The sequence below is a fragment of the Ramlibacter henchirensis genome (assembly GCF_004682015.1).
In the GTDB taxonomy this organism is placed as follows: Bacteria; Pseudomonadota; Gammaproteobacteria; order Burkholderiales; family Burkholderiaceae_C; genus Ramlibacter; species Ramlibacter henchirensis.
Genome location: NZ_SMLM01000001.1, coordinates 2,072,408 through 2,086,450, shown reverse-complemented (window position 1 = coordinate 2,086,450; position 14,043 = coordinate 2,072,408). Strand labels below are relative to the sequence as shown.

15 protein-coding genes are annotated in these 14,043 nt (G+C 69.6%); 7 read left to right on the top strand and 8 right to left on the bottom strand.

The window, feature by feature from the left end; all coding sequences use genetic code 11:
* Positions 1-30: 30 nt before the first annotated feature.
* On the top strand, positions 31-879 hold the full coding sequence (locus EZ313_RS10340; protein WP_135263637.1) for a DMT family transporter: 849 nt from the start codon (positions 31-33) through the stop codon (positions 877-879).
* A 30-nt stretch (positions 880-909) separates the two neighbouring features.
* On the opposite strand, the gene EZ313_RS10335 is transcribed toward EZ313_RS10340, so the two are convergent.
* Positions 910-1,881, bottom strand: coding sequence for an aldose 1-epimerase (locus tag EZ313_RS10335; RefSeq protein ID WP_240788581.1), 972 nt, complete (start codon positions 1,879-1,881; stop codon positions 910-912).
* Positions 1,882-2,149: 268 nt separating this feature from the next.
* Here EZ313_RS10335 and EZ313_RS10330 point away from each other — a divergent pair, with 268 nt between their 5' ends.
* Complete coding sequence (locus EZ313_RS10330) at positions 2,150-4,555, top strand: penicillin-binding protein 1A (RefSeq protein WP_135263068.1); 2,406 nt, start codon at positions 2,150-2,152, stop codon at positions 4,553-4,555.
* On the opposite strand, the gene ptsP is transcribed toward EZ313_RS10330, so the two are convergent.
* From ptsP to EZ313_RS10305, 5 genes are all read right to left on the bottom strand, one after another.
* Complete coding sequence (ptsP, locus tag EZ313_RS10325; protein ID WP_135263067.1) at positions 4,549-6,303, bottom strand: phosphoenolpyruvate--protein phosphotransferase; 1,755 nt, start codon at positions 6,301-6,303, stop codon at positions 4,549-4,551. The two genes, EZ313_RS10330 and ptsP, sit on opposite strands and share 7 nt — an antisense overlap.
* A 169-nt stretch (positions 6,304-6,472) precedes the next feature.
* On the bottom strand, positions 6,473-6,742 hold the full coding sequence (locus EZ313_RS10320) for an HPr family phosphocarrier protein (RefSeq protein ID WP_135263066.1): 270 nt from the start codon (positions 6,740-6,742) through the stop codon (positions 6,473-6,475).
* Positions 6,711-7,166: a PTS sugar transporter subunit IIA gene (locus EZ313_RS10315; protein WP_135263065.1), complete on the bottom strand. Its 456-nt coding sequence runs from the start codon at positions 7,164-7,166 to the stop codon at positions 6,711-6,713. The genes EZ313_RS10320 and EZ313_RS10315 overlap by 32 nt, the downstream gene beginning before the upstream one ends.
* The gene (locus EZ313_RS10310) at positions 7,163-8,452 is read right to left on the bottom strand and encodes an MFS transporter (protein ID WP_135263064.1); all 1,290 of its coding nucleotides are present in this window, start codon (positions 8,450-8,452) and stop codon (positions 7,163-7,165) included. Before EZ313_RS10310 ends, EZ313_RS10315 begins: the two co-directional genes overlap by 4 nt.
* Positions 8,449-8,967 (bottom strand): hypothetical protein, encoded by a 519-nt coding sequence (locus EZ313_RS10305; protein WP_135263063.1) that lies wholly within the window; start codon positions 8,965-8,967, stop codon positions 8,449-8,451. The genes EZ313_RS10310 and EZ313_RS10305 overlap by 4 nt, the downstream gene beginning before the upstream one ends.
* Positions 8,968-9,006: 39 nt before the next feature.
* Between EZ313_RS10305 and EZ313_RS10300 the strand changes: the two genes are divergently transcribed.
* From EZ313_RS10300 to EZ313_RS10290, 3 genes are all read left to right on the top strand, one after another.
* The gene (locus EZ313_RS10300) at positions 9,007-10,242 is read left to right on the top strand and encodes a CaiB/BaiF CoA transferase family protein (RefSeq protein ID WP_135263062.1); all 1,236 of its coding nucleotides are present in this window, start codon (positions 9,007-9,009) and stop codon (positions 10,240-10,242) included.
* Between the two features lies 1 nt (position 10,243).
* The gene (locus EZ313_RS10295; protein ID WP_135263061.1) at positions 10,244-10,978 is read left to right on the top strand and encodes an alpha/beta hydrolase; all 735 of its coding nucleotides are present in this window, start codon (positions 10,244-10,246) and stop codon (positions 10,976-10,978) included.
* A gap of 61 nt (positions 10,979-11,039) precedes the next feature.
* Positions 11,040-11,537, top strand: a complete 498-nt coding sequence (locus EZ313_RS10290; RefSeq protein WP_135263060.1) for a TlpA disulfide reductase family protein — start codon at positions 11,040-11,042, stop codon at positions 11,535-11,537.
* 69 nt (positions 11,538-11,606) lie between these two features.
* On the opposite strand, the gene EZ313_RS10285 is transcribed toward EZ313_RS10290, so the two are convergent.
* On the bottom strand, positions 11,607-12,065 hold the full coding sequence (locus EZ313_RS10285; protein WP_135263059.1) for a c-type cytochrome: 459 nt from the start codon (positions 12,063-12,065) through the stop codon (positions 11,607-11,609).
* A gap of 151 nt (positions 12,066-12,216) precedes the next feature.
* On the opposite strand from EZ313_RS10285, the gene EZ313_RS10280 reads away from it, so the two are divergent.
* Together EZ313_RS10280 and EZ313_RS10275 are read left to right on the top strand one after the other, a co-directional pair.
* A complete protein-coding gene (locus EZ313_RS10280; protein WP_135263058.1) occupies positions 12,217-12,870 on the top strand; it encodes a cytochrome b/b6 domain-containing protein in 654 nt (217 codons plus the stop codon).
* A gap of 103 nt (positions 12,871-12,973) precedes the next feature.
* A complete protein-coding gene (locus tag EZ313_RS10275) occupies positions 12,974-13,438 on the top strand; it encodes a GNAT family N-acetyltransferase (protein ID WP_135263057.1) in 465 nt (154 codons plus the stop codon).
* 38 nt (positions 13,439-13,476) lie between these two features.
* Here EZ313_RS10275 and EZ313_RS10270 read toward each other — a convergent pair whose 3' ends face one another.
* Positions 13,477-13,983 carry a peroxiredoxin gene (locus EZ313_RS10270; protein ID WP_135263056.1) on the bottom strand — a complete coding sequence of 169 codons (507 nt, stop codon included), beginning with the start codon at positions 13,981-13,983 and terminating at the stop codon, positions 13,477-13,479.
* Positions 13,984-14,043: the final 60 nt, after the last annotated feature.

Genomic DNA, 14,043 nt, shown 5'->3' with positions numbered 1-14,043 from the left:
CACGACAGCCGTCCCGCTCAAGCTCGCCGCATGTCCGCCAATGTCTACGCGCTGGGCGCCATCGCCCTGTGGGCCGGCCTCGCATCGCTGGGGCTCGCGCTCAAGCACCTGCCGCCATTCCTGCTCACCGGCATCGCGCTGGTGATCGGCAGCGTGCCGGCCTGGCCGCTGCTGCGGCAGTGGAAGGTTCCGCCGGCCACCCTGGCGCTGGGCGTGTGCGGCCTGTTCGGCTATCACTTCCTGCTGTTCATCGCGTTGCGCGTCGCGCCGCCCGTCGAAGCGAACCTGGTGAACTACCTCTGGCCGCTGTTCATCGTGGTGCTGGCCCCGGTGTTCCTGCCCGGGCTCTCGCTGCGCGCCGGCCATGTGCTGGGGGCGTTGATGGGTTTCGCCGGCGCGGCGATCGCGATCCTGGGCTCGGGCAGCGCCTCGGGCACCTGGTCCTGGGGCTACCTGCCTGCCTTGGGAGCAGCCTTCATGTGGGCGAGCTATTCGCTGCTCACGCGCCGCTTGGCGGCGTTCCCGACGGCCGCGGTCGGCCTGTTCGGGCTGGTGTCGGGCCTGCTCGCGCTGGCTTGCCACGTGCTTCTGGAGCCCGCGGCCACGATCAGCTCGAGCGACTGGGTCCTGCTCGCCGTGATGGGCCTGGGTCCCCTGGGCGCCGCGTTCTTCCTCTGGGACCGCGCGCTCAAGCGGGGCGACGCACGGCAAATCGGCGTGCTGAGCTACATCACGCCGCTGGCCTCGACGGCCTTGCTGCTGCTGGTCACCGGCCGTGGTTTGAGCTGGAACATCGCGCTCGCGGCCGCGCTGATCGTCGGCGGCGCGGTGGTGGGGACGCGCACGCGCGAAGCGCCGGCACAGGCCAGCGCCGCTTGACTTCCACAAGGACCGGAGCCGCTTGCCGGCTCACCAGCGCGGCGTCAACGTGAAGCGCGCGCTCAGCGTCTCGCCCGGTTCCAGCCGCGCCCCACCCAACGCCTCCGGGCCATACCGGTCCATCAGGTTGAGCCAATCGGTGCACTGGCTTACCGGCTCGGCGCAGAAGTAGTCTAAGCCGCGCTGGCAGTACAGGACGAAGTGGTCCAGCGGCGCCTCCGCCTGCATCACCAGGCTGCGCTCCGGTCCGTGCGCGTCGGCCGGCCATTCGATGCAGGCCTCGCGCGACCAGCCGGTGAAGTTGTTGTCCGTGTGCAGGTCCGCAAGGCGCACCCCTCGCCGCAGCTGCCGCACCTCCTCCGTCTCGGCGAGCCGCGTGGGCATGACCTCCTCGTCCGCTTCCCACATCGCCTGCGCGGCCGCGGTCAGGCGCGTGCCGGGCTCGTGCGGGAAGTAGGGATGGTGGCCGATGCCCGCCGGCATCGCCGCCGTGTCCTCGTTGGTCAGTGCCATGCGCACCATCAGGCTGTCGGGCCGAAGGTCGAACGTCTGGCGTGCGGTGAAGCGCCAGGGCCAGGCCGGTCCGGCCGGCACGTCCAGCGTCAGCACGGCGCGTGAACTGCCGGCCGATTCGACTCGCCACGGCCGCTGCCAGCCGATGCCGTGCAGCGGGTGCGGCGAGTCTTCGGCCGGATGGTTGGGCGGGAAGCGGATCTCGCGGCCTTCGAACGTGGCTCGTCCGTTGCGGATGCGGTTGCAGAAGGGCACCAGCGGGAAGCTGGCCATTGCGAGCGGATGGCGCTCGGCGAGTCCTTCGGCGCCGGCGGGCCGCAGCCAATCCAGTTCGCGAAGGGCGGCTCGCTCGTGCCAGCGGCGGCGGAAACTGGCGATCGAGCCGCCGACGTCGGGGGCCAGCGCGAGATGAAGCTCACCGGCTTGCAGCTCGAGCACGGTAGCGGCCCCCATTGCCGGGGCCGCGCGTTCGGAGATGGGGACTTTCACCGCGCGCATTGTTCCGTCGGCCCCCGATGGCCTCAAGCTGAGCGGGCTGTCGCGTTCGCGCTGAGCGCCTGCGCGTGATTTTTGCAGTCCGTGAGTCTCAGCCATTGGTAGATTCCCAACAGGCTTCGCCCACGTCCGGCTGACGGACGCACGCGCATGGCGATAGCGCCGCCCCGCGCGGTCGCACGCGCGGCAGTCCTACACCCCGCCCGGCGCTGTCCCGCCTAGAGTCGCCGCGACCCGGCACAAAACGAACAGCTTGAACACCATGGCCGCCCGCGACCGGACCCCGCCCCCACCCGCGCGGCGCGCCTGGGTCCGGCGGCATCCCTGGTGGACGTTGTCGCTGGTGCTGCTGATGGCGATGGTGGCGTCGGTTGCCGTGCCCGCGTTCTATGTGATGTCGCAGGTGCCGCTCACGCCCACCATCGGCGACCTCAAGAAGCAGCAGGCCGAACATCCCAGCGTGCTGCTGACCTCGGATGGCCAGGAGCTGGCCGTGTACCGCAAGGCCAACCGCGTGTGGGTGCCGCTGCGCGACATCTCGCCGCACGTCACCGCCGCATTGCTGGCCGTCGAGGACCAGCGTTTCTACCTGCATCGCGGGCTCGACCTGCGGCGCACGGCCGCCGCCGCGTGGAACAGCCTCAACGGCCGCCTGCAAGGCGGCTCGACCATCACGCAGCAGCTCGCGCGCAACCTCTACCCGGAAGAGATCGGCCGCGCTCCGACGATCGAGCGCAAGGTCAAGGAGGCGATCACCGCGCTCAAGATAGAACAGGCCTACCGCAAGGACGAGATCCTGGAGATCTACCTCAACACGGTCCCGTTCCTCTACAACACGTACGGCATCGAGATGGCCGCGCGGACCTACTTCGACAAGAACGCGCGCGACCTCGACGTGCTGGAGAGCGCCACGCTGGTCGGGATGCTCAAGGGCACGACCTACTACAACCCGGTGCTCAATCCGCAGCGCGCGCAGCAGCGCCGCAACATCGTCCTCGCGCAACTCGCGCGGCACGGCAAGCTGGATCCAGCGCAGCTGGACGAGCTTCGGGGCCGTCCCCTGCAGCTGAATTTCGAACGGCAGGATGAACAGCTCGGCCCCGCGCCCCACCTCGCGGTGCTGATGCGCCGCTGGCTGATCGAGTGGGCCGACCGCAGGGGCTACAACGTCTACGCCGACGGCCTGGTGGTGCGCACGACCATCGACTCGCGGGCGCAGGCGTTGGCGCAGCAGGCGCTGAACGCGCAGGCCGAGAGGCTGCAGAAACTGGCGGACACGGCCCTGAACGGCCGCAACGGCTGGAACGCCCGCCGCGACCTGGTCGATGCCTTCATCCGCGAGTCGCAGCAGTTCAAGGCGGCGCGCGAGGCGGGCGCTTCCGAGACGGAGGCGCTGGCCAGGCTGCGCGCCGATGCGGCGTACATGCAGGCGCTGCGCGATGAGAAGACGCGGCTGCAGGCCGGCCTCGTGGCGATGGAGCCCGGCACCGGCTATGTGCGCGCGTGGGTCGGCAGCCGCGACTTCGCGCTGGACCAGTTCGACCACGTGCAGCAGGCGCGGCGGCAGCCCGGCTCGACGTTCAAGCCCTTCGTGTATGGGGCCGCTTTCGAACTCGGCGCACGCGCCACCGACCAGTTGATGGACAACCCGGTCGACATCCCCGACGGCCAGGGCCGCATCTGGCGGCCCAAGGACATCAGCCAGCCCACCGGCGAACCCATTGCGCTGAGGGACGCGCTCGCGTTGTCGAAGAACACGATCACCGCGCAGCTGATGCAGTACGTCGGTGCGGCGAAGGTCGCGCAGCTCGCGCAGGCCATGGGCGTGCGCGACAGCCGGCTGGAGGAAGTGCCCTCGATCGGCCTGGGCACCAGCCTCGTCTCGCTGCGCGAGATCACGGCCGCGTACGCCACGATCGCCAACGGCGGCCAGTACGTTGCGCCGGCGCTCGTGCTGCAGGTGGAGGACCGCAAGGGCAAGGTGCTCGAGGCCTTCCGTCCCGCCGCGCCGGAACCGGCGCTGAACCCGGCCGCCAACGCGGTGCTGCTGGACGCGCTGCGTGCCGCCATCGATCGCGGCACCGGTTCGCCCATCCGCGCCCGCTACAAGTTGCAAGGCGAGCTGGCCGGCAAGACCGGCACGACGCAGGAGAACACCGACGGCTGGTTCGTCCTGGCCCATCCCCGGCTGGTGACGGGCGCCTGGGTGGGATTCAACGACAGCCGCATCAGCATGCAGGACCCGTGGGGCCAGGGCTCGCGCAGCGCGCTGCCGATGGTGGGCGAATACATGCAGGCCCTGGTGCGCGCGCGCCTGGTCGATCCGAAGGCGAAGTTCCCGAAGTCACCGGAGCTGCCGCCCGACAACGGCACCGGGTGGGGCAGCCTGTTCCCGCCGCCGCCCGAACTGCAGCCGCCTCAGCCGGTCATGCCGGCGAGCGGCTCGCCCCTGCCGCCGGAGTACGGGGTAAGCGTGGGTGGCGGCTCGCTGGGCTTTCCTGCGCAGCCGGCCATCGTGGTGGCGCCGCCGCGTTCGCAACCGCCGCCAGAGGTGCTGGCGATGCCGCCGCAACGCGCGATCGTCGTGGCGCCTCCGCGGGGTGAGCCGAGCGGCGCCGCACCGGCACCGGTGCTGCCCTCCACTGGCAGCGCGGAACGGGGCTACTGACCGAGCAGCTTGCCCGGCTCTTCGGACGCGAGCACTTCCTTCGCCCAGCCTTCGAGCCGGCGCGTGTCGGCCCGCAGCACTTCCTGCTTGACCGCCAGGATCTGCGCCGGGTGCATGGAGAAGGTGCGCAGGCCCAGTCCCAGCAGCAGCCGCGTGAAGCTGATGTCACCCGCCATCTCGCCGCACACGCTGACGCCCTTGCCCTGCGCGTTGCACTCGGCGATCGTCTGCGCCACGAGCTGCAGCACCGCGGGGTGCAGCGGGTCGTACAGGTGCGCCACGGATTCGTCGGCCCGGTCGATCGCCAGCGTGTACTGGATCAGGTCGTTGGTGCCGATGGACAGGAAATCGAAGTAGCGCAGGAAGGTGCGCAGCGACAGCGCGGCCGCGGGGATCTCGATCATCGCGCCCACCTGCATCGGACCGTAGGCCACGCCCCGGTTGTCCAGCTCTGCGCGCGCGAAGTCCAGCAGCGAGAGCGTCTGGCGGATCTCGCTGGCGTGCGCCAGCATCGGGATCAGCAGGTTGACCTTGCCGTACGCCGCCGCGCGCAGCACGGCGCGCAGCTGGGTGAGGAACATCGCCGGGTCGGCCAGGCTCCAGCGGATGGCACGAAGGCCCAGCGCCGGATTCAGGTGGGCTTCCTCGCGCTGCACGTCGTCCAGCGGCTTGTCGGCTCCCACGTCGATGGTGCGGATGGTGACCGGCAGGCCCTGCATGCCTTCGACCGCGCGCCGGTACGCCTCGTACTGCTCGTCCTCGTCCGGCAGCCGGCCCCTGCGGTTCATGAACAGGAACTCGCTGCGGAACAGGCCGACGCCCACCGCGCCGGCCTCGAGCGCCGTGGGCGCGTCTTCCGGCATCTCGATGTTGGCCAGCAGTTCGACCTTGTGGCCGTCGATCGTGACGGCCGGCGTGTGGCGCAGGCGCGCGAGGCGGCCGCGCTCCAGCTCGGCCTGGCGCTGCTTGAAGCCGTATTCCGCCAGGATGATGGGCGAGGGATCGACGATGAGCACGCCGTCGTCGCCGTCGATGATCACCCAGTCGTCCTGCCGCACCAGCTGGCTGGCGCTGCGCGCGCCCACCACCGCCGGGATGTCCATGCTGCGCGCGACGATCGCCGTGTGCGAGTTGCGGCCGCCGACGTCGGTGACGAAGCCGGCGAACACGCTCTGCTTGAACTGCAGCATGTCGGCCGGCGACAGGTCGTGCGCCACCAGCACCAGCGGCACGTCGACGCTGTCGTCCAGCAGCAGGTCCTGCTGGCTCTTGCGCCGCGGCGTCGGCGCGACCGGCGAGGCCACGCCCTTCATGTAGCGCAGGATGCGTTCGGCCACCTGCTCGAGGTCGGCCTTGCGCTCGCGCAGGTACTCGTCCTCCATCTCGTCGAACTGGCGCGAGAGCTGCTCGAGCTGCGTCGTCAGCGCCCATTCGGCGTTGTAGAGGCGCTCGCGGATCCAGTACTTGACGCCGGTAATCAGGTCCTCGTCCTGCAGCAGCATCAGGTGCACGTCCAGCAGCGCGGAGAGCTCGTGCGGCGCCTCCTTCCCCATCTGCACGATGGTGTGCTGCAGGCGGTGGATCTCGTCGATCACCGCATTGCGCCCTTCGCGCAGGCGCGTGACCTCGGCGTCGACCTGCGCCGGGTCGATGAAGTAGTGCGCCACGTCCACGCGGCCGCCCATCAGCACCGCGCGGCCGATGGCGATGCCGCGCGCGACGGGGAGGCCGTGGATGGCGAAGGTCATCGTTCCGCTGCCCGGCCGCCCGAAGGCGGAACGCGGCCCCCTCGGGGCTGAGGCCCGCGGCCCCAAGCCTGCATGCGCAGGCTTGGACGGGCCGAAAAGGCGCAGACTCTGGCTGCGCCGCGGCCTGCAAGGCCAGCGAGCCACACGAAGTGGGGGAGCGTGGGGGTCCTCATTCGCCTTCCCCGAACTTGTCTTCGATAAGGGTCAAGAGCGCATTCATCGCCTCCTGCTCCCGCTCGCCTTCCGTCTCCAGCACGACTTCGCTGCCCACGCCCGCGGCCAGCATCATCACGCCCATGATGCTCTTGGCATTGACGCGCCGGTCGCCCTTGGACATCCAGACCTCGCAGGGATAGGTGCCGGCCAGCTTGGTGAGCTTGGCCGAGGCGCGGGCGTGCAGGCCCAGCTTATTGCTGATGGTCGTTTTCGTCCGGATCATGGCTGCGGCGGGGCTGGTTCTGCGGCGCGGTGACGGCCACCTGCATCACGCCCTGGGTGCCGCCGATCACGGCGCGCGAGACCAGCGCATCGAGAGGCTCATGGCGATAGCTCACCGTGCGCAGCAGCATCGGCAGGTTCACGCCGGTGATCAGGCGCGACGTCACGCCGTCCACCAGCTTCTGAGCGACGTTGCTCGGCGTCGCCCCGAAGATGTCGGTGAGCACGAGCACGCCCTTGACGCCGGGCGCCTGCGTGAGCTGCTGCATCGCGATGCGCGCCGTGGCCAGCGTCTCCTCGGGCGACAGGTTCGGCTGCACGTCGATGGCCGCCACCGACGAAGCGCAATCCGGGAACACGTGCAGCGCGCACTGCCGCAGCGCATGCGCGAGCGGTGCGTGGCCGATGATCAGGATCGCGTTCATGGCGAGGCGGGGCGGGGGTCCGTTCGATTATCGCGGCTCCCCATCAGGAACCACGCATACGACGCCGCGCTGCAGGCCAGGAACACCGCCATCGCGCCACGAAACGACGCCACGACCGACCACCCCATCGCACCGAACCCGTCGACCAGCAGCCCGATGCCCCACTGCATTACGAACACGCCCAGGAAGATGACCAGGTTGTAGGCGGACAACGCCCGGCCGGCCAGCGCCGCGGGGAAGGCCATGCCCACGGCCGGCTGGGCCAGTGACACGAAGGTGGTGGACATGCAGAACAGCGCCAGGGCGGCAGCCCCGGCGGCCGGGCCGGCCAGCACGATGCCGGCCAGCACCAGCAGGTGCCAGGGCACGCCCCAGGCGATCAGCCGGTCGGTGTCGACGCCGCGGCGCGCCAGGTACGGGTTGAGCATGCCCCAGGTCCAGAAGGTGACCAGCATGGCCAGGTTGATCGTGAACAGGCCCGCCGCCGAGGCCACCGGCTCGTAACCGGCGACGCGCACCATCCACGGGCCGGCCCAGAGCGTCTGCACCGCGATCATCCCGCCGTAGGTGAAGAAGCCCAGGGGCGTCATGCGACGGAAGTACGGGTTGCGCCAGACCTCGGCGTAGGAACCCTTCGAGGACCCGGTAGGCGCGGGCGCCGCCTGCCACCCCGGCACGCGCCAAGCGATCACGGCCATGGCCAGCGCCGTCAGGACCGCCAGGCCCCAGAACAGCGGCCGCCAGCCGACCACCGGCACCAGCCACTGCACGGGCAGCGTGGAGGCCAGCATGCCGAACGACCCGGTCATCAGCATCCACGAGTTGGCACGCAGCTGCGCGCCCGGCGTCAGCCAGCGGCGAAAGCCGGTGAGCGGCGCCATCAGGCAGGCGCTGACACCCACGCCGCAAAGCACGCGAGCGGCCAGCAGCGCCGGGAAGCTGGTCGCCATCGAGAACGCGACGCAGCCCAGCACCGCGATCAGCAGGAACGCCAGGATCACCTTCTTGGGCCCGTGCCGGTCGAGCCAGTTGCCCAGCGGCAGCTGGGTTGCCGCGAAGCCGAAGAAATAGCCGCCGGCCAGCAAGCCCAGGTCACGCGCCGTGAGGCCGAATTCGGGGGTGAGCGTCGGCGCCAGGGTCGCTGTGACGGCTCGAACGAGCGCGGAGAAGAAATAGGCGAACGCGAATGCCAGGAAGACCACGATCGCGCCGCGGCGCGACAGCAGGGTGTCGGCCAAAGCGGCGCCTGCCGGGGCGGTCGCGGTTCGGTCGGCCGGGCGGCTCATGGGAGCTTCAGTCCTTCGAAGAACGGCTGCAGCTGGTCGGGCTGGGGATCGTCGGCATACACGACGGCCTGGTAGACATGGCGGCCGCGCGCGAAGTAGGCCGCCTCGCCGCGCACCAGCGAACCGTTGGCGCGGCGGCCTTGCGCGCTCACCCGCTGCGACGAAGGCAGCGGGTCCGCTCCCGGCGGCACGAAGGACCGCGCCCGCGAGCCCTCCGCCTTCATGTTGGCCAGCGTCGCGCGGTTCCACTGGGTCAGCACCTCTTCGGCCGCCGACGGCTCGGCCAGCTCGGCTTGAAGGACCGCGAAAGTGGCGCCTCCGGTATCGCAGCCGACCACGGACAGCTCGACTTCAAGCCCAGCCATCGGGACGCGGCGCGCGCCCTTGTCCGGCTTGCACGGCAGCATCGCTTTCAGGCCGGAAGGTTCGGCGCGCACTTCGCGCCAGTTGAACGTGGGGCTGCAGCCGGTGGCCGCCGCGAGCAGCAGCAGGAGCGCTGCACAGGAACGGTGCATCGGCCGATCATACGGTCGGTTCCATCGGAGAATGAGGGCATGACATCGCTCGACGGCATCCGCATCCTCGACCTCTCGCGCGTGCTCGCCGGCCCCTGGTGCACGCAGACACTGGCGGACCTGGGCGCGGACGTGATCAAGGTCGAGCGCCCCGGCAGCGGCGACGACACGCGCAGCTGGGGCCCGCCCTTCCTGCAGGATGCCCAGGGCCGCGACACGCGCGAAGCGGCCTACTACCTGGGCACCAACCGGAACAAGCGGTCCCTGACCTGCGACATCGCCCAGCCCGCCGGGCAGGCGCTGGTGTGCGAACTCGCAAAGCACTGCCACGTCTTCGTCGAGAACTTCAAGGTCGGCGACATGGCGCGCTATGGCCTCGACTACGCCTCGATGCGCGAGTTGAACCCGAAGCTCGTCTATTGCAGCGTCACCGGCTTCGGCCAGACCGGCCCCTACCGCGAGCGTGCCGGCTACGACTACGCCGTGCAGGGCATGGGCGGCCTGATGAGCATCACCGGCGAGCGCGACGACCTCGGCGGCGGACCGCAGAAGGTGGGCGTGGCGGTCGCCGACCTGTTCACCGGCATGTACGCCAGCGTCGCGATCCTGGCGGCGCTGCGCCACGCGGAGCGCACCGGCGAGGGCCAGCACGTCGACATGGCGCTGCTGGACACGCAGGTCGCGATGCTGGCGAACCTGGGCGCCAACTACCTGGTCAGCGGCAAGGTGCCCGGGCGAGCGGGCAATGCGCACCAGAACATCGTGCCGTACCAGGTGTTCGAGGTCGCGCCCGCCGACGACGGGCACAAGGACTTCCTGATCCTCGCAGTCGGCAACGACAGCCAGTTCGCCAAGTTCTGCGAGGTGGCGGGCCGGCCGGAACTGGCGCGCGACGAGCGTTTCGCTCGCAACCAGGATCGCGTGCGGAACCGGGCGGTGCTGGTGCCGATGCTGGAAGCGGTGATGAAGACGCGGCCGAAGGCGCAGTGGCTGCCGGCGCTCGAGGCGGCCAAGGTGCCGTGCGGCGCGATCAACAACCTGGCCGAGGTGTTCGCCGATCCGCATGTGCGCGAGCGCGGCATGGTCGACGAGTGGGAGCATCCGCTCTCGCCCGGGCTGCGGCTGGTGGGCAGCCCGATCAAGCTGAGCGCGACGCCGGTAAGGCACGAGATGCCGCCGCCACTGCTGGGGCAGCACACGGACGAAGTCCTGGCCGTCGTGCTCGGCTGGGATGCCGCGCGCATCGGGGCGTTGCGGCAGGAAGGGGTGATCTGACATGGCGGACTTCGTGCTGGTCCATGGCGCGTGGCATGGCGGATGGTGCTGGCGGCGGGTCGTGGAAGCGCTCGCCCGCGAGGGCCACCGCGCTCACGCGGTGACGCTCACGGGCGTCGGCGAACGGGCCCACCTGCTCTCGCCCGCGATCACGCTGGAGACGCACATCGAGGACGTCCGGGCCGCGATCGAGGTGGAGGAGATGGACCAGGTCGTGCTCGCCGTCCACTCCTACGCCGGGATGATCGGCACCGCGATCGCCGACCGGTTCGGCGCCCGGCTGCGCCACCTGGTGTACGTGGACGCGGTCGTTCCGCGCCCGGGCGAGAGCTGGGGCAGCACGCATTCGCGCGCCGTGCGCGAGGCGCGGCTCGCGTCCGCCGAGGCTTCCGAGGACTACGCCCTACCCGCGCCCGACCCGAACAACTACGGCCTGAAGGGCGCCGACTACGAATGGGTCAAGCGCAGGCTCACGGCCCATCCGGGCCACTGCTACGACGCGCCGCTGGATTTCGATCCCTCCCGCGTCGCGGCCGTCCCGCGCACCTTCGTCAGCTGCATCCAGCCGCCGCTGCCCACCATCGACGCCATCCGGCCGCGCGTGACCGACCCGAAACTCTGGGGCGGCGAGTGGCACCGGGGCGGCGGCGCGCAGGTCGTCGAGCTGCCCACCGGCCACGACCCGATGGTGACCCTGCCGGCGGAGCTGACGCAGATCCTGCTGCGCTGCGCCTGAGCACTGCAGAGAAACCTTCCGCGGGCGGCGAGATCACACCCGCACGTACACTCCGAAAGTCATGAAGAAAGCTCTGATCGGCGCCATGGTCGCTGCCGCACTGGCGGTGGGCGCCGCCGTGGTGTGGACCACCGGGATCGAAAAAGCGCCGACCTCCACCTTCGTCCTGCTCGACGGTTCGAAGCGGACCACCGACGACCTGAAGGGCCGCGTGACGCTGGTGAATTTCTGGGCCACCAGCTGCGTCACCTGCGTCGGCGAGATGCCCAAGATCGCCGCCACCCACGACAAGTACAAGGCCCGCGGCTACGACACACTGGCAGTGGCGATGAGCTACGACCCGCCGAGCTACGTGGTGAACTTCGCCCAGACGCGCAAACTGCCCTTCCAGGTGGCGATCGACAACACCGGCGCGGTGGCCAAGGCCTGGGGCGACGTGCAGCTGACGCCCACGACGTACATCGTCAACAAGCGGGGCGAGATCGTGAAGCGCTACGTGGGGGAACCGGACTTCGCGGAGCTGCACCAGCTGATCGAGAAGCTGCTCGCGGAAACCTGAGCGAGAGCGACACCCCGGAAACGAAAAGCCCCGCGTGCGGGGCTTTCTTTCATGCGTCCCGGGAAGGGCTCACTGGTCCTTGCGGAAGTTGTCGTGGCAGTTCTTGCAGCTGCCGGAATTCGAACCCCAGGCGGCCTTGAGGTTGTCGAGGCTGCCGGTCTTGGCCGCGGCGGCGATCTTGCCCACCTCGGACACGGCCCTTTCGTGGGCCTGCTTGAACTTGGCCTCTTCCTGCCAGATCTCCGGCTTCGCGCGCGTCTCGCCCTTGTCGGTGCCCGGCGTGAAAGCGGACCAGGGCAAGGTGGAGACGAGCTGGATCACATCGGCGTGGCGCGAAGCGGCCGTGGCGTCGAACGGCGCCTTGCCGGTGGCCATGGCGCCCAGCGCGCCGTAGTGCGCCCCCATCACGCGCAGCGCGCCCTGGCGGTACTTGATGGCGTCCTCGGGCTTCTGGAACGAGACCTGCGCCAGGGCAGGTACGGCGACGGCCGCAGCGGCCGCAAGGGTCAGGGAAGCGATCAGTCTCATTGCTTTTCTCCGATCAAGAGGAACTGGGCGGGTGCTGCCAGCCTCGCGTTTGTACCAAAAGTTGTGCTCGGCACTGGCCCTAGGGAATGTACGGACCCGCGGCCCAACCGCCGATTCCACGCACAATCTGCGCCGCAAAGGAGAAGAACACATGGCATCCACGGTACGCGTCTGGGACCTGCCGACCCGCCTCTTTCACTGGGCGCTGGTGGCCTGCGTGATCGGGCTGGCGATCACGGCGTACTCGGAGACCGGCCTCGACTGGCATGCGCGGCTGGGCTACACGGTGTGCGCCCTCCTGCTCTTCCGTCTGGTGTGGGGCTTCATCGGCGGGCGCTGGTCGCGTTTCGCCTCCTTCCTGTACTCGCCGGCGAGCGTGGTGGCCTACCTGCGCGGGCGCTCGCATCCGGACCACCTGGTGGGCCACAACCCGCTGGGCGCGGGCTCGGTTTTCGCGATGCTCGCGTTCCTGATCGCGCAGGTGGGGACCGGGCTCGTAAGCGACGACGAGAGTGCGTTCACGGGGCCTCTGAACCGCTTCGTCAGCACGAGCAAGGGGCTGGCGGCCACCTGGTACCACAAGCGGGTCGGGCAGTGGATCCTGCTGGCGCTCGTGGTTCTGCACATCGTCGCGGTGCTGTACTACCTCTTCAGGAAGCGCGAGAACCTGGTTCGCGCCATGGTGGCGGGCGACAAGCAGGTGCCCGCGCCGGCGCAGCCTTCTCGGGATGACGCCGCTTCGCGCGGGCTCGCGCTGGCGGTGTTCGCCGCCTGCGCCAGCTTCGTCTGGTGGATCGTCAAGTAGCACCTGCTGAGGTTGAACCGCGCGGCGGCCTGTCGCTAAACTGGCCGGCCCGACATTTCCAAACACTGCATTGATCACGGCCGAGTTACCGGTCATCGAGCTGATGACCCCCAGCACCGCGCACGAGCTGGACGCCACCCGGGACATCTTCCGGGAATACGCGAGAGGTCTGGGCGTGGACCTTTGTTTCCAGGGATTCGAAGAGGAGCTGGCCTCGCTGCCGGGCGACTACGCCGCGCCGCGCGGCGCCCTGCTGCTGGCCAAGGTGGACGGCGCCGTCGCCGGCTGCTGCGCGCTGCGTCCGCTGGATTCGAGCGACTATCCCGGCGCCGCCGAGATGAAGCGGCTGTACGTCCGCAAGGCCTTCCGCGGCTTCGGCTTGGGGCGGCAACTGGCGGAAGCGGTGCTGGACGTCGCACGCCGCGAGGGCTACGACTGCGTGCTGCTGGACACGCTGGACGACATGGAAGCCGCGCGTGCGCTGTACGACGACTTGGGCTTCGAGGCGATCGAGCCGTACTACCACAACCCCATTCCGGGGGCGCACTACCTGAAGGTGGACCTGTAGCTCGCGCTCCCTCTCCCCGGAGGGAGAGGGGAAGTAAATCAGCCGCGCGTCTGGGCCAGCAGTGTCTCCGCGTCACTCACCTCGAACTTGCCCGGCGCTTCCACGTTCAGGCTGGCGACCTTGCCATCCTTGACCAGCATCGAATAGCGCGCGCTGCGCACGCCCATGCCCCGGGCGGACAGGTCCATCGTGAGGCCGGTGGCCTTGGCGAACTCGGCGCTGCCGTCGGCCAGCATGCGGACCTTGCCGCCGCTCTTCTGGTCGCGCGCCCAGGCGCCCATCACGAACGCGTCGTTGACGCTCACGCACCAGATCTCATCCACGCCGGCCTTCTTCAGGTCGTCGAACTTCTGGATGTAGCCGGGCACGTGCTTGGCCGAGCAGGTGGGCGTGAACGCGCCCGGCAGCGCGAACAGCGCGATGGTCTTTCCGGCGGTGGCTTCCTTCACCTTCACCGGATTCGGCCCGATGCTGCAGCCGTTGCCTTCGACTTCCGAATACTCCTGCAGCGTGACGTCCGGCAGCGGGTCTCCGACCTTGATCATGGCGATCTCCTCGTTGGGGGTGGCTGAAAAAAACAAACGGCCCACATTGTGGGCCGTTTG